This window comes from Flexithrix dorotheae DSM 6795, from assembly GCF_000379765.1.
Lineage (GTDB): Bacteria > Bacteroidota > Bacteroidia > Cytophagales > Flammeovirgaceae > Flexithrix > Flexithrix dorotheae.
The window spans coordinates 63,626-87,725 of record NZ_KB903438.1 but is presented as its reverse complement, the minus strand read 5'-3'; the positions used below and the strand labels follow the sequence as shown (position 1 = coordinate 87,725).

General features: G+C 36.7%; 22 protein-coding genes. 9 read left to right on the top strand and 13 right to left on the bottom strand.

Features of this window, described 5'->3' with window-relative positions:
• Positions 1–24: 24 nt before the first annotated feature.
• The gene (sufC, locus tag A3EM_RS0112685; RefSeq protein WP_020528594.1) at positions 25–777 is read right to left on the bottom strand and encodes a Fe-S cluster assembly ATPase SufC; all 753 of its coding nucleotides are present in this window, start codon (positions 775–777) and stop codon (positions 25–27) included.
• 308 nt (positions 778–1,085) lie between these two features.
• Here sufC and A3EM_RS0112680 point away from each other — a divergent pair, with 308 nt between their 5' ends.
• The 5 genes from A3EM_RS0112680 (at position 1,086) to A3EM_RS0112660 (ending at position 6,088) form a co-directional block, all read left to right on the top strand.
• Positions 1,086–1,754 carry a TMEM175 family protein gene (locus A3EM_RS0112680; protein ID WP_157637860.1) on the top strand — a complete coding sequence of 223 codons (669 nt, stop codon included), beginning with the start codon at positions 1,086–1,088 and terminating at the stop codon, positions 1,752–1,754.
• Between the two features lie 48 nt (positions 1,755–1,802).
• Entirely contained in the window at positions 1,803–3,479 is a 1,677-nt protein-coding gene (locus A3EM_RS0112675; protein ID WP_020528592.1) for a DUF748 domain-containing protein, read from the top strand.
• Positions 3,480–3,631: 152 nt separating this feature from the next.
• Positions 3,632–3,958, top strand: a complete 327-nt coding sequence (locus tag A3EM_RS0112670; RefSeq protein ID WP_020528591.1) for a HesB/IscA family protein — start codon at positions 3,632–3,634, stop codon at positions 3,956–3,958.
• A 135-nt stretch (positions 3,959–4,093) separates the two neighbouring features.
• On the top strand, positions 4,094–4,609 hold the full coding sequence (locus A3EM_RS0112665; protein WP_020528590.1) for a hypothetical protein: 516 nt from the start codon (positions 4,094–4,096) through the stop codon (positions 4,607–4,609).
• A 417-nt stretch (positions 4,610–5,026) separates the two neighbouring features.
• Positions 5,027–6,088 (top strand): DUF3500 domain-containing protein, encoded by a 1,062-nt coding sequence (locus tag A3EM_RS0112660; protein WP_020528589.1) that lies wholly within the window; start codon positions 5,027–5,029, stop codon positions 6,086–6,088.
• 86 nt (positions 6,089–6,174) lie between these two features.
• Here the strand turns inward: A3EM_RS0112660 and A3EM_RS0112655 are convergent, their stop codons facing one another.
• Together A3EM_RS0112655 and A3EM_RS0112650 are read right to left on the bottom strand one after the other, a co-directional pair.
• Positions 6,175–6,867, bottom strand: coding sequence for a potassium channel family protein (locus A3EM_RS0112655; protein ID WP_020528588.1), 693 nt, complete (start codon positions 6,865–6,867; stop codon positions 6,175–6,177).
• Positions 6,860–7,483 (bottom strand): uridine kinase family protein, encoded by a 624-nt coding sequence (locus A3EM_RS0112650; protein ID WP_026210266.1) that lies wholly within the window; start codon positions 7,481–7,483, stop codon positions 6,860–6,862. The genes A3EM_RS0112655 and A3EM_RS0112650 overlap by 8 nt, the downstream gene beginning before the upstream one ends.
• 149 nt (positions 7,484–7,632) lie before the next feature.
• On the opposite strand from A3EM_RS0112650, the gene A3EM_RS0112645 reads away from it, so the two are divergent.
• The gene (locus tag A3EM_RS0112645) at positions 7,633–8,643 is read left to right on the top strand and encodes a DHH family phosphoesterase (RefSeq protein WP_020528586.1); all 1,011 of its coding nucleotides are present in this window, start codon (positions 7,633–7,635) and stop codon (positions 8,641–8,643) included.
• Here the strand turns inward: A3EM_RS0112645 and A3EM_RS0112640 are convergent.
• From A3EM_RS0112640 to A3EM_RS42240, 6 genes are all read right to left on the bottom strand, one after another.
• Positions 8,640–9,221 (bottom strand): non-canonical purine NTP diphosphatase, encoded by a 582-nt coding sequence (locus tag A3EM_RS0112640; protein ID WP_020528585.1) that lies wholly within the window; start codon positions 9,219–9,221, stop codon positions 8,640–8,642. The genes A3EM_RS0112645 and A3EM_RS0112640 overlap by 4 nt on opposite strands.
• Positions 9,222–9,248: 27 nt before the next feature.
• Positions 9,249–9,836, bottom strand: coding sequence for an FKBP-type peptidyl-prolyl cis-trans isomerase (locus A3EM_RS45795; protein ID WP_020528584.1), 588 nt, complete (start codon positions 9,834–9,836; stop codon positions 9,249–9,251).
• A gap of 124 nt (positions 9,837–9,960) precedes the next feature.
• The gene (locus A3EM_RS0112630; RefSeq protein WP_157637859.1) at positions 9,961–10,857 is read right to left on the bottom strand and encodes an FKBP-type peptidyl-prolyl cis-trans isomerase; all 897 of its coding nucleotides are present in this window, start codon (positions 10,855–10,857) and stop codon (positions 9,961–9,963) included.
• A 363-nt stretch (positions 10,858–11,220) separates the two neighbouring features.
• Positions 11,221–14,595, bottom strand: coding sequence for a UvrD-helicase domain-containing protein (locus tag A3EM_RS0112625; protein WP_020528582.1), 3,375 nt, complete (start codon positions 14,593–14,595; stop codon positions 11,221–11,223).
• An 87-nt stretch (positions 14,596–14,682) separates the two neighbouring features.
• Positions 14,683–16,290 (bottom strand): S8 family serine peptidase, encoded by a 1,608-nt coding sequence (locus A3EM_RS42245; protein ID WP_020528581.1) that lies wholly within the window; start codon positions 16,288–16,290, stop codon positions 14,683–14,685.
• Positions 16,291–16,418: 128 nt separating this feature from the next.
• Positions 16,419–16,919 (bottom strand): DUF4920 domain-containing protein, encoded by a 501-nt coding sequence (locus A3EM_RS42240; RefSeq protein ID WP_020528580.1) that lies wholly within the window; start codon positions 16,917–16,919, stop codon positions 16,419–16,421.
• A 134-nt stretch (positions 16,920–17,053) separates the two neighbouring features.
• Between A3EM_RS42240 and A3EM_RS0112605 the strand changes: the two genes are divergently transcribed.
• On the top strand, positions 17,054–18,358 hold the full coding sequence (locus tag A3EM_RS0112605; protein ID WP_020528578.1) for a cryptochrome/photolyase family protein: 1,305 nt from the start codon (positions 17,054–17,056) through the stop codon (positions 18,356–18,358).
• A 62-nt stretch (positions 18,359–18,420) separates the two neighbouring features.
• Here the strand turns inward: A3EM_RS0112605 and A3EM_RS0112600 are convergent, their stop codons facing one another.
• The 4 genes from A3EM_RS0112600 to A3EM_RS0112580 all read right to left on the bottom strand — a co-directional run bounded on the left by A3EM_RS0112600 (position 18,421) and on the right by A3EM_RS0112580 (position 22,482).
• Positions 18,421–19,155, bottom strand: coding sequence for a protein phosphatase 2C domain-containing protein (locus A3EM_RS0112600; protein WP_020528577.1), 735 nt, complete (start codon positions 19,153–19,155; stop codon positions 18,421–18,423).
• Positions 19,156–19,172: 17 nt separating this feature from the next.
• Positions 19,173–19,583 carry a hypothetical protein gene (locus A3EM_RS0112595; protein ID WP_020528576.1) on the bottom strand — a complete coding sequence of 137 codons (411 nt, stop codon included), beginning with the start codon at positions 19,581–19,583 and terminating at the stop codon, positions 19,173–19,175.
• Between the two features lie 34 nt (positions 19,584–19,617).
• Positions 19,618–20,988, bottom strand: a complete 1,371-nt coding sequence (hisS, locus tag A3EM_RS0112590; RefSeq protein ID WP_020528575.1) for a histidine--tRNA ligase — start codon at positions 20,986–20,988, stop codon at positions 19,618–19,620.
• A gap of 1,050 nt (positions 20,989–22,038) precedes the next feature.
• The gene (locus A3EM_RS0112580; RefSeq protein ID WP_020528573.1) at positions 22,039–22,482 is read right to left on the bottom strand and encodes a GNAT family N-acetyltransferase; all 444 of its coding nucleotides are present in this window, start codon (positions 22,480–22,482) and stop codon (positions 22,039–22,041) included.
• A 206-nt stretch (positions 22,483–22,688) separates the two neighbouring features.
• Here A3EM_RS0112580 and A3EM_RS0112570 point away from each other — a divergent pair, with 206 nt between their 5' ends.
• Together A3EM_RS0112570 and A3EM_RS45790 are read left to right on the top strand one after the other, a co-directional pair.
• Complete coding sequence (locus tag A3EM_RS0112570) at positions 22,689–23,258, top strand: RNA polymerase sigma factor (protein WP_020528571.1); 570 nt, start codon at positions 22,689–22,691, stop codon at positions 23,256–23,258.
• 14 nt (positions 23,259–23,272) lie between these two features.
• Positions 23,273–24,007, top strand: a complete 735-nt coding sequence (locus tag A3EM_RS45790) for a tetratricopeptide repeat protein (protein WP_020528570.1) — start codon at positions 23,273–23,275, stop codon at positions 24,005–24,007.
• Positions 24,008–24,100: the final 93 nt, after the last annotated feature.

Here is a 24,100-nt window from a genome sequence, read left to right as displayed (position 1 = left end):
TAAAAAGAAAAAAGAAAACAATCCTTAAACTGCCGCTTCTTCTTTTATCCAATCATATCCTTTCTCTTCCAGCTCTAGGGCCAATTCCTTTGTTCCTGATTTTACGATCCTGCCTTTATACAAAACATGTACATAATCCGGCACTATGTAATCCAATAATCGCTGGTAGTGGGTAACCACAATAGTAGCATTATCCTTACTTTTCAGGCTGTTTACACCATTAGATACAATTTTCAATGCATCAATATCCAAACCTGAATCAGTTTCGTCCAAAATTGATAATTTCGGTTCCAGCATTGCCATCTGGAAAATCTCATTTCTTTTCTTTTCACCACCGGAAAACCCTTCGTTCAATGATCGGGACATTAATGACTGATCAATATTCACAATCTTCATCTTTTCCTTCATTAATTTAAGGAAAGCCACAGCATCTAGAGGATCTTCTCCTCTATGCTTTCTTACTTCATTGATAGCCGTTTTCAGGAAGTTGGTATTACTTACTCCGGGAATTTCAACGGGATATTGAAATGCTAAAAACAAGCCTTCTCTTGCCCTTTCCTCTGCAGCCATATCCAACAAATCTTTTCCAATAAAATTCACTTCTCCTTCTGTCACTTCATAATCTTCCCTACCTGCCAGCACCGAAGCTAATGTACTTTTTCCAGAACCGTTCGGCCCCATAATGGCATGCACTTCCCCTGGCTTAACTGTTAAGTTAATTCCGTTCAATATTTTTTTATCCTCAATCGAAGCGTGTAGATTCTTTATTTCGAGCATTTTTTTCTATTTTGATAATGAATTTGCAAAAGTCAAAAAAAAAAGGCTATTCACCTATAATTTTAAACATTTTCTTTAGAACAATTATAAATAAGAAAAGTTTGGTCTTTTCCAACTAAAAGCCTTCCCACCTCTGATTTTCCAAACAGGTTGGCTCTATTTCATGTTTCACTATAAAATCCATTACATTTCTGTAGCAAAAATAAGCGAATACAAACTTCACAGAAAGGAATTTGCAATTAAACTACTGAAACCTGACCTTTAAGAAACATAGAGGAATAAAGTAAATTCGTCAAGAGAAAATGGAAATGGAAGACATAAAAAACAAGGAATGGCGCACAAGGCTTAGGTTTCTGGTAGACCTGCTTTTTTCAGCTACCATGACCATCATGATTTTAGGACTGGAAATTCCTGATCTTGAACAAAACCTTGAGAAAGAACAAATTTTGGATTTTGCGGCCGCTCAAATTCCAAAGATGGGCATATATATGATCACCTTTGTGATGATTTCCATTTACTGGCTAAAACATTTAGAGCATTTTGGAAATATAATGGTGGTGAATACGACTTTCATTTGGCTGGAACTTTTGTTCCTCTTATTCCTCGTCATTCTTCCTTTTTGGAATGGCTATATGACAGTTTTTCCTGAAATTTACCAATTTAAAATTCTTTATAGTTTGAATGTATTTTTGGTGGGTATCTTCTCGTGGTTAAGCTTAAAATATGCCACTCACAACCATAGACTGGTAAATCCCGAACTTCCCAATGCCACAATCCTCACTTTGAAAAAACAAGCCATCACAGAACCGACCCTTGCCATTATTGCGATATTTGCTGGACTAATCAAACCATTTTTATGGGATCTTACATTTTTAAGTGTCCCCGTTTTTTTCGCATTAAGAAAAAAAATTTCAAGGATTCCCTACATTTCAAAAATCACAGGTAATATCTTTAAACCAAAGCCACCTAAAACCTAATTCATTTAAGCATCAAAATAGTTGAAAACAAATTTACTTCTATCAAAAATGAAAAAAAAATCAATTTTATGGGCCCTGTTTCTCGCACTTGCAGGAATAATTGGTTTTTTATTTTGGAGAGTAGATGATTATATTTCTTTTCTGGTAAAGAAAACGCTTGCAGAAAACATCAATCAGGACCCAACTGGTTTTTACGATTATAAAATAGAAAGAATTGAAACTGGTTTTTTGAGTGGGAACCTTACCGTTCACGGCCTGTCCATGGAACCCAAGGCAGGTCTGATTGACAGTATGGAAGCCAAACAATTGAAAGCACTGGCAAGTGTAAAAGTGGAAATGGCAAGCCTGAGAGGGTTGGAAATAAGAGATCTGATTTTTAACAACCTCATTGAAATTAAGAAAATCACTGTTAGCAAACCAGAAATCAGTTATTTCCTGGATCCTCTAATTAATTCTACGCCCAATAAAATAGTTTTCGACCAGGTTTTATCCGAAACATTCCAATCTGCTTCCATACGTGAAATTGGTATAACAAAAGGAAAATTCTCCCTGATTGACATGTCGCAGGACAGTCTCTATGCCATTACACTCGACTCTTTTTTCCTTTCCATGAAAACATTTCAAATGGATTCTTCTACTTTGGCCAGCGGAGATGTTTTCGATTTCAAATACTTTGAAGTGGGTGCCCAGCGCTTTACCGGTAATATTTTAAAAGACCATATGCTCACCTCCGGGCAGGTAAGCTTTTCTACCAACGACACCACTTTAAATATTCAAATTGAAACTCCTGCACTCACACCAAGGCTGTCGAAAACGGCTTATAATGCAATAATTCCCTATGAAAAACCCTGGATAAAAGCCCAAATTGATAAAATTCAACTGAAGGAAATTGATATGAATACATGGTTCGAAAATGGAATTATTAAAATGAAAAACCTAAGCATTTTAAATCCTGAATTTGAACTATATACAGACAAGCGATTACCAGACAGACCCAGAAAATCAAAACCTCTAATGGCTGAAATCATCAGGGATTTGCCCTTGCCCATTTCCATTGATACACTTGAAGTGCAAAATGCAAACCTTACGGTAGAGTTTTTCCCCGACAATGGAGTAGATCAGTCTGCAACTATGTATTTTACAGATTTGGATATTTTGGGAGATAACCTGACAAATGCCCCGGAATATTTAAAAACAAACCCTGTTTTTTCTACCAGGATAAACGGAAAAATGATGGGAGGAAATTTAGGCGTGAATGTAAAAATACCCGTAGCTGATCTCCAAAACACATTTTCCATAGCAGGTAATTTAAATAACATGCCAATGGAAAAGTTCAATCCTTTTATGGAAAGTTTTGCACTCATAAAAATTTCTTCGGGAGAGATAAATCAACTAGACTTCCTGTTTGAGGCGGACAATACCGAATCCAATGGAACCATGGATTTCCACTATCAGAACCTGAAATTTGAAGTGCTTAAATTGCCTAAAAAAGTAAAAAACGGAAAAACAAAATCCGGGTTTCTGTCATTTGCTGTGAACACCGCAACCAGAAACAAAAACATTCCAGATACTAAAAAATACCGACAGGGAATTATTCAAATGGAAAGGGATCATCAAAAATCATTCATTGCCTATATCGTTGGAAGTGTAGGTTCTGGAGTAATTTCCAGTGTAGTTCCTGTGGGGAAAAAGGGAAATAAAAAGGGAAAAAAGAAAAATCAGTAAAGTTTAATTAACGAATTTTAAAGCATTTCGGAAAATAACAAACTCAAAAGATATATTATGTGTTATTACTTTCTGGAAAAGAGCTGGTCTTTGTGATGTTGATTAAAGTAATATATTTTTGTATTGGAAAATAAAAATTTGATCTAAAAAAAATGATTGCAGTTACAGATAAAGCAAAAGATAAAATATTTGAACTAAGAAAGCAGGATGGTCATTCTAACAACCATAACTTAAGGGTTTTGGTGAAAGGGGGTGGTTGCTCCGGATTAATGTATGACCTGGAATTTGATGCTACCACTAAGGAAGGAGATGAAGTTTTTGAAGATAAAGGCATTAAAATATTAGTGGATAAGAAAAGTCTTCTATACTTATTGGGTACCACACTCGATTTTTCAGATGGACTAAATGGAAAAGGGTTTCAGTTTATCAATCCTAATGCGACCAGAACATGTGGATGTGGAGAAAGCTTTTCTGTTTAACCTCAAAAATTACAGGCCTCTTAAACCCAGTTGTTTAAGAGGTTTTTTAAGGCTCAGTATTTTTCTCATCCAGCCATTAAAGCATTTTACAGCAAAATTTCACCATAACGTTTAGCTAGCACCAATATTTAGCCCATGGAAGAAAAGGACTATAGTTTTTTAAAGGTTTTCCTGGAAGAACCCATTTTTGTAATTGAAAAAGAGAATAATACTCCCCAAATTTCCGAAGAACTTAATCCAGCTTCCATCACAAATGATGATAACAAGGCTATAAAATTTTATGGTGAAAAAGACAAAAATGTATTGGTTTTAATTGACCAGCAAACTACCGACCTCCTCAAAACACAGGAATATGACCTGCTTCTCAAAATAATGAGTGCTATAAACCTGACGCTCAACCAGTTTACCCTGGTGAATATGGCTGATAATGCTGCATTGGATTTCCCAAAACTTTCTGGAGAATTTAATTTCAAACAGCTAATTGTTTTTGGTATTCATCCCTCCGTCATATCTCTGGGTGATTCGGCTGTGAATTATTTTCCTGTGAAAAATGGTGCTCATTCCTTTCTTTTTTCCGACAGTTTATCAGAGTTATTGGGTGATGTGGGGAAAAAGAAATTACTCTGGGCATCTCTTAAAAATCTATTTTAATTCAAAATACTCCCACATCTCCTGGAAGAATTTAATTCTGGTTGATATAACCTTTTTCCTTTTCCAGTGTCAATCTTATATAGATTACTGCTGCTTTTTGTACCTTCAGAGAATTGTGTAAAAAGTCTAGTAAAGTTGAAAAAATAGAATTCGCTTTTATACACCTTTATTTTTACCTAAAACGATACGTATTTAAGGCGCAAAACAGCATTACGCAACAAAAAAAGCGGACGGCTAGTCGAGGTATTGAGTAAAAAGAAGAAGTAGAAATCGAAACATTATCTTTTTATCTTTACTTAAAATGTAATTGGACAAAATTTAATGTATTCCATTGTGCCAACACTGAATAATATTGAGAAGGAAGTGCTCTAAATTAATCAGTGATGGTACTTAATCTTACTTTATACCCATTGACTAATGAAAAAACTTATACTCGTAGCCGCTACCCTTATTATCGCCTCTATTGTAGCTTTTAGGTTTAGCAGCATATCTACAGACGAAAATGAAGATCAATTAAATTTAAAAAATGCTGATATGTTGAATGCAGCTCAGGCATTTTTAGCCAGTTTAAATACTGCACAAGCCGAAAAAGCCAGTTTCGATTTCAAAACTGATGAAAGAAAAAACTGGCATTACATCCCCAGAGAAAGAAAGGGGTTACCATTTGAAGAACTGGACCAATCCCAAAGAGAAAAGGGAATAGCCTTATTAAAAACTGCATTGAGCACCCAGGGCTACAACAAGGTCAGGGCAATTATGGAATTAGAACTTGTATTAAGAGAGCTGGAAGGAAGAGGCCCTGATGACAGAAGAAGGCATCCTGAACTTTATTATTTTTCCATTTTTGGTGAACCATCTGCCAAAGAACCCTGGGGATGGAGATTTGAAGGCCATCACCTTTCATTAAATTTTTCAGCAGTTACCGGAGAACTTTCAATTACTCCGGCTTTTATGGGATCGAATCCAGGGAAAGTACCTTCCGGGGAGAAAAAAGGTTTACAGGTTTTAAAGCAGGAAGAAGAATTGGGAAGAAAGCTGGTGAAAATGCTGGATAAAGAGCAACAGGATATCGCTGTAATTATGGATGAAGCTCCAAATGAAATTGTCACAGCTGCAGATAGAAAAGTAAAACTCGAAAAAATTGAAGGACTGCCTTATTCTAAACTGACCAAAGCTCAAAAACTGGTTTTCAGTGAATTATTAAATGTGTATATCCAGAATATGGAAAAAGACATTGCCCACACACAAATGTCACAAATAAAAAAAGCCGGGTTTGATCAACTTCATTTTGCATGGGCAGGAAGTTTTGAAGTAGGAGACGCCCATTATTACAGAATCCATGGCCCTACCATATTAATAGAATACGATAATTCCCAAAATGAAGCCAATCACATCCATACAGTATGGAGAGATTTAAAGAATGATTTTGGAGAGGATTTATTAGAAAAACACTATAAGGAAAGTGATCATCATCACTAGAAAAAGAAAAGGCCTTTAACACAAAAAGTTAAAGGCCTTTAAATTTCATAATCAGATTGATTTTCCAAGAGATAACAACCGGATTTCTAGCTGTTTAAATAAATAAATTTCTCTACATCACCAGATTTACCCATTACAATGAGCATGTCAGAAGGCTCAATTATAGTATCCCGATTAATTTTCTGAACCAGATGGTCCACATCTTTCATTTGATTCTGTACCATTTCCTCATAAATCCTTTTGATGGTAATTAACCTCAAATTATAGTTTCCCTCAAAATCTATTTCTTCCACAGTTTTGGTACAAATCTTTTTAGGCACCTGAATTTCGGCAATTTCGTAATTATCCGGTAGTGGCAAAAAAGCTTTCATGGTAGGATTCAGCATTAACTCGGCTACCATTAGTCCCACTTCATCTTCCGGAGAAAGTATTTCTTTTACCCCTAATTTTTCTAGAATTATCCTTTGCTGCTGGCTCATAGCCCTGGCTACTATTCGCTTTATATTTAATTCCAACAAAAGCACTGTAGTAAGCAGCAATCCCTCAATATTTTCCCCAATAGCCACCAATACCGCATCCATTTCCTGTAAATTTTGGGAACTTAAAGCTTTGATATCAGTAGAATCCAGTGCAACCGCATAAGTGACATCATCCTTGATCATTTCCACACGATCAATATCCTTATCAATGGCAAGCACCTCTGCTCCCTTTACGGTAAGTTGTTTAGCCACCCGAAAGCCAAACTGGCCCATTCCAATCACTGCAAATTTATCAAGCATTTTTCAGTTTCGATTTTATAAAAGTTTCCATTACATCCAGAGCCTTATTAACCTTCTGGTCATTGTAAATCACAATATCTGCATCTCTTTTGTGAATCCCAATATATTTTTCGTAGGCAGGCATCACATGATGTTCGTATCTGTAAAGCACATCATGTAAATCATAGCCCCGCTCTTCATTGTCACGAAGAATCCTTCGCTTTATTTTTATCATATCCTTCGCCTCAATAAAAAGTTTCAGATCGATTTGTCTGGCCACTTCGGGATAATGCAATACAAATATACCCTCCACAATGATAACCGGGGATGGTTTGAAAACCAATGTTTTTGGTTGAACAACCGGGTTATTAAAAGTATATTCTTTGAGCTGGATAGTCTTTCCCGCTTTAAGCTTTGCAATATCTTCTGCAAACCATTTATCATCAATCGATTCAGGCAGATCAAAATTTTCCACTCCGTTTTCGTCCTTTTTTTGCAAATGCATAGGGCGATAATAATTGTCCTGAGAAAGTAAAGTCACTGTCTCCTTTCCAACTCTTTCCAGTAATTTATTCAGAAAATAGGTTTTCCCCGAACCACTTCCGCCAGTAATTCCAATTAAAAAGGGATGCATCATCACAATTAAAAATTTAAACTTTCCAAATATAACATAAGTAAATAAATAAGGAGAATCCTGATTAGCTTAATCAATTTTTGGCAAAAAAACACTATTGTAATTGCAGTTATTTATTTACATTTTTGTGACTGGTTATTTCCGAATATGTGATGCGTAATCTTGAATTGCTCAAAGAAAAGCTACAATCCTCTCAGAAAGTAATTATAGTCCCTCACAGAAGGCCTGATGCTGACGCCCTGGGTTCTTGTTTGGCCTTATCCATGTACCTGCAAAAAAAGGGACATGAAACGCTGGTAATTTCACCGGACGAATACCCACAGTTTTTATTTTGGATGACAGGTAATGAGCAGGTGGCAATTTATGAAAATGGCAACCAGGCGGAATTGAACAAGAAAATCAATGAGGCCGATTTAATATTCTGTCTTGATTTTTCCAGCCTGGATCGGATTGAAAAACTTGGAGAACCTATTGCAAAATCTCCCGCAGAAAAAGTTTTAATTGACCATCACTTGGGAAAAGAGGATTTTGCCAAATATGAACTTTGGGATACCAAAGCCTCAGCTACCGCAGAGTTAATTTTTGATTTCATAACCCTACTGGGAGATCAGAAAATGATTGATGTGGAAATTGCAGAGTGCATTTATGCAGGCATCATGACCGATACGGGCTCTTTCAAATACTCCAGTACCTCCAGCAAGGTACATAGAAATATTGCCGTATTAATGGACAGGGGACTGAATACAGAAAGAATTCACAGGTTGGTTTATGATACAAATTCCGAAAACAGAATCAGGTTTTTAGGCTTTGCCCTGGATAACCGACTTGAAATTATCCGGGAATATAATACCGCTTTTATTTACATAAAGGCTGAAGATCTGAAAAGATTTAACTCCAAAACCGGAGATACTGAAGGTCTTGTAAATTATGCACTCTCCATAGAAGGAATTAAACTGGCTGCCATGTTTACTGATAGGAATGATGGTATTTCCATGTCATTCCGGTCGGTAGGAGATTTTTCAGTTAGTGAATTAGCGGCCAAACATTTCAACGGTGGAGGGCACAAAAATGCAGCTGGAGGCCGGCTTGATATTCCTTTAGAGGATGTCATCAAAAAATTCAAGGAGGTTTTGAAAGAATACGAAGCAGCACTAAAAGCTTAAATTAAAAAATCCACCAGCTTGCGCACCGCTCTTCCTCTGTGACTAATTTTATTTTTAGCTTCCATAGTCATTTCCGCAAATGTCTGGTTAAACCCTTCGGGCACAAACACAGGATCGTAGCCAAATCCATCCGTGCCGGTTTCTTCAGCTATAATTTTCCCATTTACAATCCCTTCAAACTGCTCGACTTTCCCATCCAGGACCAGGGAAACCACCGTTTTAAAGCGTGCTGATCGGTCTGTTTTTCCCTCCAGTTTTTGCAATAGCAAATTGATATTAGCTTTGGAGTCTCTTTGAGGTCCTGCATATCTTGCCGAATAAACTCCAGGTTCATTATTCAAGGCGGGAACTTCCAAGCCTGTATCATCCGCAAAACAATTGATTTTGTAATTGTCCCAAATATATTCGGCTTTCTGTTTAGAATTGCCTTCAATAGTTTCCTGAGTTTCAGGAACATCCTCTTCACAACCAATTTCCTTTAATCCTACCACCTCAAACTTACCTGCCAGTAGTGTTTTCACCTCTTTCAGTTTATTCTCATTATTAGTAGCAAAGCAAATTTTTGGTAAAGCACTCATAGAATCGTATGGCTGGGAAATTAAAAATTATAATTCAAACTTAATCACCTCCAGATCAACTGTGGTGACAGTATTGGCAGGAATTCTAAGCCCTGATGTAGAATTATTTGAACCGGTACCACTAGGATAACCCAACCTGGAGGGGACATAAAGCCTTCTCTTCCCTCCTACAGCCATTTCTTTTACAGCCTCCACCTCAGCGGCCATTACCAAAGAATTACCATATTCATAATTTCCGTCCTCATCTACTCCGGTGGCGATTTGCCCTGTAGCAGTTTGGAAAACACGTTGTCCTGTAAATTCTGAGCTCTGAACCACCTTCTCATAGAGAATTCTGGTTTTGAATTCGGTCGTAACGGCAACCTGGTTAGGTACCTGTTCTCCGGTACCTTCTTCTAAAACTATATAGTATAATCCTGTTGAAGATTGTTGAACATTTTGAATATTATTTTCCTGAAAGTAATTGGTTAATATAATTTCATCTTTTTCATCCTGCGTCATAATAACTTTTTCCTCTTCTTCGCAACTTCCTAAAAATGACAAAATTCCTAATGCCAATAAATACTGAATAAATTTCCGGAAAAATTTCAAATTCTGAGTTTTATAAATAGTCATAATAAAGTTTGTTGAACTACAACAGGTAAATGCATTTAGAAGCCTGTAAGTTTACTCAAACACTAAACTTATCAGCTAAAAAAATGCCCGATCAAAATATGATCGGGCAATAATATCATCAAAATTAAACATCTAAAAGGGTTACCCTGAAAATTAATGCGCTATATGGGTAAATGGTACTGCCCTGAGAAGGACCAGTGGCTCCATAAGCCAGGTGAGAAGGCATGATAAATATGGCCTTTTCCCCTTTTTTCATGGTGGCGATACCATCATAAAACCCTTTAATTAAGCTTTCATCCGAAAATGTAAATACTGCACTTTCAGATTCATCAAATTTTTCTCCGGTCTGCAACACAATTCCTTCATAAGCTACTGTGATATTCAAACCATTAATAGGCTTTGCAGTAGTGTCTGCCTCTTCCAATAAAACCTTATAAAGCCCTTCTTCAGAAATCAATTCAGCTTCAAGATTATTCTCCTCCAAATAATCTAAAATCATTTGATCTTCATATCCTTTCTGCTCCTCCTTTGTACGTATAGCATTGATCTGTATCACTGAGGTAAGAATAGAATTGGCCTCAATAAAAGTATTTCCAATTGTTCCTGAACTGGTACCAAATGCCAATTTGGAAGGCATAATCACAAAATTCTTTCCTTGCAGATTAGTCTCCATTATTCCATAAAGTTGCCCTAAAGTTCTGAATTCGTTTACTTCCGCATTAGGTGTAATATTCGGTGTAAACACAAAGTTTGATACAGTATCTACCAGTTTCCCATCTAATAAACCAAGGGAAAACGAAGCATCAACCACACTGGAATCATTCGGAGTAATTCCTAAACCTCCATCCAGTTCAACATAGTAAATCCCAAAATCTGATTTTACAGCATTGAGATTATTGTCGGCAATATATTGTTCAACCTTATCCTCATCATCTATATAGGAAGGTTCTGGTTCATCAATACATGAAAACAAAAACATGCTGATTAAGCCATAAATAAAAGCTGGAAAGATTTTTTTCATTTTTTCTAATTTTAATTGGTTCTTTTCAATTTTAGGAATTGAGCAGACAAGCAAAGGCTATTGTGCACCAAATCCCTGATTTAACAATACATTTAAAAAACAAAAAATGCATTCAGGTTGAAAATGCAAAATTAAGCAATTCAGTTTCTTTTTTCATAAGTATTAAAAAGAAACCCTAAAGGCATTTATCATCAAAAAAGTGTTAGTGAAATTTTCAGGACATGATCTGTGACTGGCTTTTTAAACCAAATGACAATCACCCTATATTTTGCCTAAATTTTTAGGCGATAGTAGACACAGTGTGGGGTTTGAATAAAATAGACTGGCAAATATAAGCAAAAGTTGGAATGGGGAGAAAAATTTTTATTTCACCTCCCGCGCTTTCAGCAATTCGGTATAAACAATAAACATTCGAATTTGCTGGTAGCCCATTTCTCTAAAAACTTTAGCATATTTTCTAATTTGCTTTCCATATTTTTCAGGGTCTTCCCCACCTGTTTTGTAGTCAATAATAACCAATTCATTTCCATCTCTTACAATCCTGTCTGGCCGCAGCGATTGTAACCCTTTGCCTTTTTTAGTTCCCAGAATGAGCTCCTTTTCATTTTTGACTTTCACTCCTGCGGAAGGATCGTAATAGCGTTTAATTTCAGGGATTTTCATCACAGCTGAAAGGCTTTTTCTGATCTTATCCTGTTCATTTTCATTGATTAATCCCTCCGTAATCAGAGTGGCAACTGCCTTTTCTATATCGGTGTTGTATTTAATTTTTTCAAAAGCATAGTGTAACAAAATCCCCTGTTTTCTGGCCGAATACATATCGTGAATGGATATGTCCCTATCTAAATCACGGTCAGAACTTTTCCGCATTCTTATTTTATCCCGACTTTCCGTGTGGTAAAACCTCCCAACTTTTAAAATTTGTTGTTCTGGTAATATTTCCGAATCAGCTTTTTTGGCAGCTTTCTTCAGCTTCTCTGGTTTTTCATCTTTATAAAAAACCACTTTTTCTATATGCACTACAGCCTTTTCCCCTTTCTGGTTTTCTATGGAAATCTCCTCATTTGTAGTATTCAATTCTCCTTTTTGCAATACTTTATAATTGCAAAGTAAATCTGCTATACTCTTCAAAGCTTCTGGTTTTGAAGAATCCTGAGAAATCATAAAAAGCTTTTCTTCTGCTCGGGTGAAGGCCACATACATCAAATTAAATCCATCCAGAAAAGTAGCCTCAAGTTCCTGAAGGTAATCGGTCCTAAACTCTGTTCTTTCCAAATCCTTTCCCACAGTAAGGATAACTGATGGCAGTGATTTACTCAGTTTATCAGTATTCCAGTTTCTCCAGATTGTGGTTCCCGGCTTAGGCTGCAGCCCCCAATTTGCAAAGGGAATGATGACAATGGGGAACTGCAAACCTTTCGATTTATGAATGCTCATTATGCGCACTGCATTTCCTTCCTTGGGCGTACTGATAGAAAGCTTACCTTCTTTCTTGTCCCAGAATTCCAGAAAGTCCAGTAAGTTATTCCCTTTTTTAATGGAGAATTTCAGGATGACATCCAGAAACTTCTGAATATAAATCTGGCTTTTTTCCAACTCATTCAGTCTGAAAGTCCGGATTAATTCTTCTGTCATCTCATAGATGGAAAGAAATTGAAGTGATTTCAGGTAAAGCTCGGCATTGAAATATTCTTTGATCAGTCTGGTGAATTCCAGCAGGTTTATTTCCTTCGCAGCCTCTGCAATTTCCTTGTATCTTTTCCCATCAATTTTCTGAAATGACTCTCCTATTTTTTCATAGTGTTGGGAAAGATAAAGCAATAAATCCGCCTTTAAAGTCGGGTTAGTAGGATGATGAATCACCCTGAGGAAATCTACCAGAAACTTAACTTCAGGCGCATTGTGAAGCAATAGAGATTCACTGGAAATTACAGGAATTTTATCATCTATCAGCTTTTCTGCCAGAAAAGCGCCATGACCATTATTTCTGGTCAGGATGGCAATATCGGAAAGATCATAATGAAGTTCATCCGTTACATGTTTAATAATCCGAAGGGTTCTGTCATAATTCACCAATTCGAAGGAAGGTTTTGGAAGAGATTTTTCCACAAATTCTACCTCTACATGCCCTCCGCTTTTCCCCGAACATTCCTGAAAAACTTCGTTGTAAAATTCCCCAACTTCGGGAAAAGTATCAATCAAATCATCCTTTAAGGCCGTGAAAATTCCATTGTTAAAATGAATCACATTATCCTTACTTCTGTAATTGGTATTGAGGGATTGAATGAGACTTTGTTTTTTGAAAACAGCCGCCTCTCTTTTCAAGGGAGAAGTAACCGCTGCAGTGGGCAAATCCGGAAGTTTCACCAGCATTTCCGACTTTCCTCCCCGCCATCGGTAAATAGCCTGTTTGGCATCACCCACAATCAAAGTCATGGAACCCTTGCCAAGCGCATTCACCATTAGGGGAATTAGGTTATGCCACTGCATTTTTGAGGTATCCTGAAACTCATCTATCAGAATATGATGGTAGCGTTCTCCAAGTCTTTCATAAATATAAGGCACTGGTTCCTCTTCTACTATCAGGTTAATTTTTCGGTTAAAATCCGAGATATGGACCAGGTTTTTATCAGCCTTTATTTCCTTAATTTTCTTATCCAGCTCATTAATGGTTGCCAGCAGGTAGATATTTTTCCGAAGAGAGTAGGCAATCATATAGTTGGCCATCTCCCTTGTTTTTATGCCTTCTATTTCATGGAATGCGGCAATTAAATCATCCTTTAAGCCATCAATTACATTTTTCTCAAAAGCCTGCGCCTTGCTTCCATACCACTTGTCTTCATTTATGGTTTTGAGCACATAACTGTTTGGGTCCAGTTCATTGATTTTTTTCCTGATTTTAAAATGATTTTCAAAATAGGCAAATATTCCTTTTCCCGAATAAAAAAAATGGGAAGCATTCAGGCCCTGGTCGATGATGGAAAAATAAGCTTTTTCAGCCACTGCACTTACCTGATTTTCTACCTTTTTCAGATAACCAAAAAGGTCATTTTTTATTTTTTGAAAATCCCCCGGAGTAAGGTCCTGCAGGTTTTGGATAGATTCATATTTCTCTTCATTAAAAATATTCTGTCCAAATGATTTTAAATCCTCATCAATATACCAACTGTTATTGTTATCGGCTTTGTTCAGGGCAAATTCTACAATTAAATCACTGAGTGCTTTATCCAGTCCGGCTCCTACTTCATCCTGCAAATTATCAGTAGATTCATCCAGCAGGTCATCCGTTTCCAACTCCACTTCATAGTTGAAAGGCAGATTTAAATCCTTTTTAAATGACTGGACAATTCGATTATTAAAAGCATCAATGGTACTGACCGAAAAATCTGCATAATTGTGTAATAATGTTTCATGTACCCTGGCCGCCCTTTCTATCACCTGTTCCCTGGTCAGCTTTACCTCCGGGTACTCCTCCGGAATATCCAGCATAATTAAATCCAGCATAGGCTGAGATTCCTCAGGCTGAAGATGTGCGATTTCGGAAAGATGATCCATGATTCTTTCCTTCATTTCATTTGCCGCATCATTTGTGAAAGTCACTGCCAGAATGCTTCTAAAATAAATAGGCTTGAAATGGGGCAACATACCCGGAGCTACCAAAGCCAATTTCAGATATTCCTTGGTAAGGGTAAAAGTTTTGCCCGATCCGGCCGATGATTTATAGATTTTAAAATTCAAGTCAAAAAAATCTTAAGGAAAATGAATTAAGCACCCGTGCTTTTATCTATCCGGTACAATTTGGAACAGATTATACAAAATCCAAAACTACTCAAAATATATCTTAAAAACCTTCGATATTTTTTGTTGTTGAACTTTCAGTAAATAGGGACCTTTTAGCTTTGAATTTCCTGAAATATCAACCTGAAAAGAAGCAGCATGAGGAATAATGCTTGCTTTTTGAATCTCTCTCCCATCTCTGGAAATCAATACCCAATTCAATTCTTTTCCCACCCAGTTTTCGGGTAAATCAAAATGAAAGATTCCGGCATTTGGATTGGGGTAGAATTTAATTTCATTATCTAAATGGTCAAAAGTCTTGCTGCTTAAGGGAGTGTTTTCAATAATGGATTTAAAACTGGGAATTCCGTAACCCAGTTTATTATCAGGATTAGAAGCCTGGGAGCCTGAATTTTTAAGCAATTCCATTAATTCCATATTAGTAAGATGAGGAAAAGCCTGCCAAACCCCTGCAGCTAAGCCAGCCACAATGGGTGCCGCAAAAGAGGTTCCGTTGTTGGAGGAAATACTTCCAGTAGGGCTTAACACGATAGTCCCCTGGCCCATGGCCACCAGTTCTGGTTTAATTCTGTCATCTGCACTTGGCCCAAGGGAAGAAAATGCAGTCAGGTTACCGGTTTGATTTACCGCTCCAACTGCTAATACCGAATCTCCATCAGCAGGAAAAATGATTGATTTCCAGGGATCATTTCCTTCATTTCCGGCACTTACCACCACCAGCATTCCTCTTCCTGCTGCAATGTCTGCCGCCTGAGTGATCATAGCCTTTTCCCCATCCAGATCCTCCTGTGTATAATTGTCATTTTCCTGATCAAATAAATTATAACCTAAGGAAGAACTTAAAATATCAACCCCAACACTATCAGCATACTCTGCAGCCACAGTCCAAAAAAACTCCTCAACTCTGGCTTCAACTCCTGCATTTTCTGTTCTAAAAAGATAATAATTTGCATTATAGGCCGGGCCAATTAATTCTCCAGGGGCAAGGGCTGCCATAGCTGAAAACACCTGCATTCCATGTTTATGATCATCATAAACATTTTCTTCATGATCTATGAAATCGTAAGTTCCTCTGATTTTTCCTTTTTGAAATAAGCTGTCAAAGGCCGGAATTTCGTCTGTGTTATTAAAACCTCCATCCAAAATGGCAATGGTTATGCCTTCTCCATCATAACCCAATTGGTGCATCAAATCAATACCCAGCATTTCATTTTGAGTAAAGGAATTCCCATAGTTCAGGTCTTCATTTATTTCCTGTATTTCATTTAGTGTAAGGGTACCGAGAGGAAAAGAGGGATTTCTTAAAAAAGGCAATTGCTTAATTTTATCTTGGGAAGCATCATCATTCACTTCAATTAAAGCCCCATTGAGCCATTTTGAGGTATAAATAATTTCCGCCCCGTTGGCCTTCAACTCATCCAGATAAAAAAAACTTACCGGGAGATCTTTATCATCTAATTCAATTCCCTGTTTTTGTCTTCTTTGCAGGGACTTTTCAGATAAAAAGGCTTCGGGTTGATCCAGGGAAAATGAGGTACCTGTTTTATCTTTAAAAAATACTGCAAATAGATTTTCCTGGGCAAATAAATTCCCGGAAATTGCAAAAAATATGATCAGAAGGGTAATTAATCGCATAAAAGCTGGCTTTATTCTACATATCAAAGATAGGTCTTTTTAAGACGCCCAATTTCCGGTTCAAGTTGGTAAAAAACAAAACCAGCAAGGCAAACCTTACTGGCTTCATCAAATAATTATCAGTTTTCCTATTTTATCAAAACACCATCCGCCTCAAAAGCCAGCGCCAATTCAGGTTCAGTGATGGCATCAATTTCTTCCTGCGTTTTTCCGGCATCCTCTGCATAATGCTTCAATTGATCTATGGGCATGGTTTCATTTGCTGCATAGCCATGAATCACCACTTCTTTTCCTACAATATCCGTTGGCATGAATAAGGCATAATCTTTAAAGGTTACCTTCATTTTGGAGCCATCTGGTCTTTCCAAATTCATCCAGCAACCTTTTTTCTGGCAAACATCTGTCACTATGGCCTTTACCGTAATATCCTCCATCTTTTCGATTCCAGTCATTTTTTCAGATAAATCGGCTAAAGAAATAGCTGCAGATTCAGAAACTTCAATGCCATGCACATTTGGATTTTCTTCCACAGAAGTTTCTTTTGTGGTGGTATTTGCCGCTTCATTAGTAGTTTGCTGAGAACAGGCATAAAACAAACTAATTGCTAAAAGGAGAATATAAAATCGCATGATGATTAGTGTTTTAGGATTGATTATTTCATTAAATTTAAACAAAGGTAACCAAAGCTTATTTCTGGAAAAAATGATTGTTGAACAAATTAACCTTGTGACTGTTTTATAGAAACACAAACATACTTTTTCAAATGATTTCCATATTTTGGTTTAGAAGAGACTTAAGATTAGAGGACAATGCAGGGCTTTATCATGCCCTTAAAGGGGAAAAGCCTATTCTTCCGCTATTTATTTTCGATACAGAAATTCTGGATAAACTTGAAGATAAAAAAGATGCAAGGGTAGAATTCATTCACAATTGCCTAAAGGATTTGAATGGTGAACTTTCCAAACTGGGTAGTCAGATTCTGGTGAAACATGGCAAACCTGAGGAAATTTGGAAGACGATCATAAACCAGTATGATATTGCAGAAGTTTATACCAATCATGATTATGAACCCTATGCATTGGAAAGGGATAAGCAGATAAAAAATCTGCTCAAAGAAAATGACATTTCCTTCAGGACATTTAAAGATCATTGTATCTTTGAAAAAGATGAAGTACTGAAAGATGATGGGGACCCATACAAGGTATTCACCCCATACAGCAGAAAATGGATGGAAAAGCTGGAGAGCAGTTCCTCCGGCTTTTATCTGAAAGCCTACCCCACTGAGAAATATTTTGCAAATTTTCATCAAACCGAAAATTTACCTTTCCCGAAGTTATCCGATTTAGGGTTTGAAAAAACAAAAATATCGATTCCCGAATTAAGGCTTGATGAAGCTAAGATAAAAAATTATGGTGAAACCAGAGATTTTCCTGCAAAAAATGGCACCACAAGACTGGGAATCCATTTAAGATTTGGTACTGTAAGCATTAGAAAAGCTGCCAGGATTGGGCTCAAAAAGGGCAAGACTTTTTTAAATGAATTGATTTGGAGGGATTTTTATATTATGATTCTTACCCATTTTCCCCATGTGGCTAAAGGAAATTTCCACAAAAAATATGATGCACTGGAATGGAGAAATAATGAAGCGGAATTCCAGGCCTGGTGTGAGGGGAAAACCGGTTATCCCATTGTGGATGCTGGAATGAGAGAACTTAATGAAACCGGCTATATGCATAATCGGGTAAGGATGATCACCGCAAGTTTCCTTACCAAGCACCTCTTGATCGATTGGCAATGGGGGGAAGCCTATTTTGCCAAAAAACTGCTGGATTTCGATCTGGCCGCTAATAATGGGGGCTGGCAGTGGGCTGCAGGTACCGGAACTGATGCTCAGCCTTATTTCCGTGTTTTCAATCCGGAATCTCAAACGAAAAAATTTGATAAAGACGGAAAGTATTTACGAAAATGGGTCCCTGAGTTTCAACTACCCAATTACCCCAAACCCATCGTAGAGCATAAGTTTGCCAGAGAACGAGCGATAAATACCTATAAAAGGGCTTTAAATTAAATGGGGGTCTTAGGAAGAAAGCAAGGGCTGATAACAGCTAAATGTTTTTAAAAATATTGAAGTTAATTCATTAATCTTATAATTGCCAGGTCATCTGTCACAACCTGGTTCATTTCATTTTTTAGAAATCTGATTTTTCGATCCAAAAAATTTTCATATTGCGAATTTTCCTCATCCACCAACAGGAAATTGATTATTTCAGTCTCTGGTTTTTGCCTGCCTCCTTTTCTTAAATCTTTAAAAGTAAAAATTCCGTCTGTACTGATGGATAAGTTCTTAAAATTCTCAACGGTAAGTTTTTGGTTTTGAGCTTGAAACCACTCTTCAAAATTTTCAGATAAGTGATACCCTAAATAATCAGGAATATTATTCTGCTCATACTCAATTAATTCACCATCCCAAAAAATTAATCCATCTCCAATTGTTATTAGGTCAGCTCTGGAGTTTTCAGTATCCACCACGCCTAATATCATGGTAGATAAAAGTTCATTTATGTCTAAACCAAGCTGGTTTTTCAACAAATTAGTTTGTTTAAACAATTCCTTAAGAATTGCTTTTATCTTACCTTCCAAAGGGATTTCAATTGAGTTATAAAACTCTTCATAAAAAAATTGTTTAGCAATTTTCCTTAAAACCTTTCCATAAAGCATTGAGGCAAAAACAGATTCCGTACCCATCGTACAACCGTCTAAAACTGCTATCAACTTTTCCTTTGTTGCGATTTGCGCTACCACCAAAAAATCTTCGCAATAATTTGTATGAAATTCACCAATTTGTAAGGTGGTATTTATTTTCATGGATAAATTAACCTTTACTACCCCCCATAAGTGTTTTTTAACCAGCTTAAGGCAAGGCTTTCATCTTTAAAAAACCTCACCCTCAACTTAGCTGACTCCCTTTCTTCCATCGCCTGCTCAATAGCTAATTGATTAATGAGTTCCGGGGGCATGAGAAAAGCAATTCTGGTTAAAATTTTATTGGTAACCACAGCAATATTTTCATCAATCCAGGCTTGCAACTCAGGCCTGATCACAAACTTCAGGTTTTGAGCGTTGATAAGCACCAGCGAAGGTTTATAGGTTTTAACTCCTTCCCGATACTTCATCATTTCATTTTTAAATTCCTCCTCCAGAAAATTCTCAGTGGCCTGGAGCCAAATATGCTTTAACAGGTTATCCTCCTTAAAAAAATAAAATTCAGAGTAAATACTTGAATAAACTTTCATCGCCTTTTATATCAATTGAAACAAGCGCCCACTGTCAGTTTTGAAAAACTGCTAATAACTCCTCAGTAGATACCAGCTTTTGCTCCCCACTAGCCATATTTTTAAGGGTAAATTTTCCTTCAGCAATTTCATTGCTTCCTGCTAATACTACATAAGCCACTTCTTTTTTATTAGCATAATTCATCTGCTTTTTCATTTTGGCAGATTCAGGGTAAATTTCCGAATTAACTCCCCTGGCCCTTAGCTTTTGCAATACCGGCAGGCAATATTTTTCAGTAGTCTGGTCAAAGTTCACAAACATCACCTCTGTAGTGTTCAGCTGATCTGTGGGGAATAATTCCAGTTCCTCCATTACATCATAAATTCGGTCTACTCCAAAAGAGATGCCTACACCCGACATATCCTTCAGTCCAAAAACTCCGGTCAGGTCATCGTAACGACCTCCCCCGGATACGCTCCCAATGCTTACGTTGTTTACCTTCACTTCGAAAATGGCTCCTGTATAATAAGATAAACCTCTGGCAAGGGTAGTATCAAACTCCAGATGCGCCTTGTCCAGACCAAGTAATTCTATATAATCCAATACAGCTTGTAGTTCTTCCAAACCTTTAGCACCTAATATTGATTTTTCGAATATTTCTTTTAAAGCTGATATTTTATCCGAATTATCCCCGGAAAGTTCAAGGATAGGAGTTAACGCTGCTATGGCCGCATCAGAAAAACCCTTGCCTTTTAATTCTTCATTCACTTTTTCAGCCCCAATTTTATCCAGCTTATCTATGGCAACGCACAAATCGGATTCTTTCCCATTTTCCCCAATAGCTTCGGCTATGCCAGCCAATATCTTCCTATTGTTAATTTTAATGGTATAGTCCTTTATGCCCAGTTTGGAAAACACTTCATTAATCATGGCTACAATTTCAGCCTCACAGATTAAAGAATCGGTTCCAATCACATCAGCATCACATTGGTAAAATTCTCTGTATCTACCCCTTTGCGGACGGTCAGCTCTCCAGACTGGCTGTATCTGATATCGCTTAAATGGAAAATTGAGTTCTCCCCTGTTCATTACCACATAGCGGGCAAAAGGAACCGTTAAATCATATCTCAAGCCTTTCTCTGCCACCTTTTTCATCATGTGTCCGGCCCCCTGCTGAAAATCCTTTTCGGTACTCTTTTTCAGGAAATCACCTGAATTTAAAATTTTATATAAAAGCCGGTCTCCCTCATCTCCATACTTTCCCATTAGTACAGAAAGATTCTCCATACTTGGGGTTTCAAGCGGTTCAAATCCGTACTTTTGATAAACTTTTTTGATATTATCGAATATAAAATTCCTTTTGGCCATCTGTAATGGTCCAAAATCTCTGGTTCCACTGGGAATTCCTGGTTTCTGCCCTGCCATTTTACAACTGTTTGCGATCTAAAATTTTAAGAAGGCAAAGTTAACACAAGAATATTCATACTCAAAAGGGGGAAGACGTTTGGTTAGGGATTGGTTGTTTGGTTATTAGTGATTAGGAGTTTGTGATTGGTAATTAGGAGTCCGTTTGATAATGAATTTATTCTGATTGTGACTCTTTAGAAGGAACTAAAAATAGCAATAATGTAAGTCTCAGCAAGGTTTACTCGGGCCCCTGAGTTCTACTATTGTCCTGAAGCACTACGCAGGGTCTCTCAAATGAGAAGACCCTGCAAGGAAACTAATATTGAAACTTAGATTTTTTTTCTCCAAACAGAAAACCTAAAAATCCTGTCCTTTTTTTTACATTTTTCGAATTTCAGTGAAATAAAACTTACCAGAATAATACAGACATTTCATATAAATTTTTGCGCTAAATTAAAACCAAACCTATGATTCCTTTTTTGAAAAATCACATTCAAATAAAACTAGATGAATATAATTGTAAAAGGTATTCCGATTATGAAATTATGGAATTAATTGAGATTGAACTCTTTAAAAGAAAAGTTATAATAAAAAGTAAAAGTGATAATGAATTAATTTTTCTTGGAGGTATTTTTACATTGTTTCATCATAGTTCCTTTAACTATGTTCAATATGCAACCATAAAACTTATAGAAAAGAACAATAGTAAACATTTAGAATACACCTATTGGACTCCATTTTTGCTTACCGGAATTATTGTAACTATCATTTTTCTTAGTCAAATTCCTTTTTCTGGCCCAATTACAATTTTTGGAATTACAGCCAATTTTGTCCTTTATTGCTCTGTAATCATTAAGCAAAAAAGGTTCGTAACTCAACTAAATAAGAAAATCCGAAATATTAAATATGGTTCTAGTCTTGGTTGGTAAAAAGGTAATAAAAAAACTCCTCTGATGGCGCACGCGTGACGCGTGTGTCCCAAAACCACAAGAGTCTAAATCACAACTGCCCAAAAAAGAAGTAGAGCATTTCCTTAATTGAAACTTTGTTTTTCCATTTCTAACCACTTTACTTCACTTCCAAAAAATAGAAATAATCGGTAGTTTTCTTAAAACCTATTTTTTCATAAAGAGCCTGAGCTCTATGATTACTTGCCTCAGTTTCCAGCAATATCCAGGGAGAATTAGTGGATTTTGCCAGTGCTTTTGCCCTATCCATCAATTTTGTAGCTACCGATTTTTTCCGGTGTTCCGGATGTACAAAAAGGTCATTCAGCAACCATGTTTTCGCCATGGAAACCGAGGAAAAAATGGGATACAATTGGATAAACCCAATAGCTTCACCCTTTTCACTTTTGGCCAGAAAAATTACTGATTCACCGTTTTCAATTCTTTCTTTTAAAAACTGAGTGGCGCCAGCCAGGTCAGTTGTTTGTCGGTAAAATACTCTATAACTATCAAATAAGGGAGCTACTTCTTCCAGAGAAGACAAATCTACTTTTATGATTTCCATAATTTTCACATTTGGAATTAACAGGGAATAACCGGAAATTTATATTAGTTTATTTTAAAATACTATTGAATTTTCCGTATCACATATTGAAAAATAATTAAACCATTTCCAGGGTAATACCAGATTAAGATTCAATAAAAGTAATTTCTTTAAATAAAATAGCAAAAGCTGTTTACCATTACATTCTGCCAAATACCTAAGCATAATTGAGCACAAGTGATAATATATTATTAAGAAAAATCCTGGCCGGCAAGGAAGAGGAAATTGTAGAACTGTACAACCTTTATAAGGATGATTTTTTGCGCTGGGCAAAATTTAAATTTAGGCTATCTGAAGAAGAAGCTATTGATATTTTTCAGGATGCGATTATTGCCTTTTATAAAAACATCAAAAGTGGAAAGATCATCCAGATAGATTATTCTATCAAAAACTACTTGTACGCCATTGGTAAAAACCTGATCTCCAACAAATTAAAATTCAACCAGAAATTCGAGAACGAATTTGAAAAACTTGAATACAAACTCTTTGTGGAAAATGAAGAAGACCGGATAGAAAACCTGGAGGCCAGACAAAATGTAATGAAAGCGCTTGAAGCACTTGGTGATCCTTGCAAAACCATTCTGAAACTGTTTTATTTCGATCGGTTTTCCATGGAGGATATTGCCCGTGAAGTAAACTCCAAAAATGCGAATGTAGCCAAGGCACAGAAAAACAGGTGTATCAACGAATTGAGAAAACTGGTTTTGAAAACATTTAAAGAAGGAGATTTTTTCTAATTTTTAAACCGAATATGGAGAATAATAAGCCAGATTTAGAGGAAGTAAATGCTTTTCTGGAAGGCAAAATGAACGAAGAAGAAAGGGTTAGGTTTGAAAAAAAAATAACCACCGATGCTTTATTTGCCCGGGAATTCCAACTCAAAAAGGCCTTACTTGGAGGAATGGAGGATTATTTTTCGAATCAACTCAAAAAAAGACTGCAGCAGGAAGAAAAGCCCACAACCGGGAATAGCAGGAGGCTTAAAATTTACAGGATAGCCGCCATTGCCGCTTCCATAGTGCTCATTTTATTTTCCACCTTCCAAATATGGTTTTCCGTGACCAGTCATGAAGCCATTTTTGCTGAATTTTACCAACCTTATCCCAATGTGGTGGACGGCACAGAACGCCAGATGTCGGAAGAAACTTTAAGTCCTTTTCAAATTTATGAAAACAAAGATTACGAAAAAGCCATTGCTACTTTTAAAAATGAGCTGGCATTAGACCCTGAGGATGTTGCCCTGAATTTTTATATGGCGCTATCCCATCTCGCCTTGGGCAATGCCGGTGAAGCAATCCCCTTCCTGGAAAAAAATCAATCTGGCCCAAAGGAGGATGAATTGCAGGAAGCTAATGAGTGGTTTTTGGCACTGGCTTATTTGAAAGCCGGGCATAGAGAAAATGCCATGAATCTATTCTCTGAAATATCTGGAAGTAGTTCAAGCTATCAGGAAAGTGCCAAAAAAGTGATGGAAAAACTTAAATGATTATTCAAATGTAAAAACGCAATACTTGATTACTGCAGAATAGTTTTGTAATTTGTTTGAACAACCACACCAATCCAATCTAATGTCTGGCAA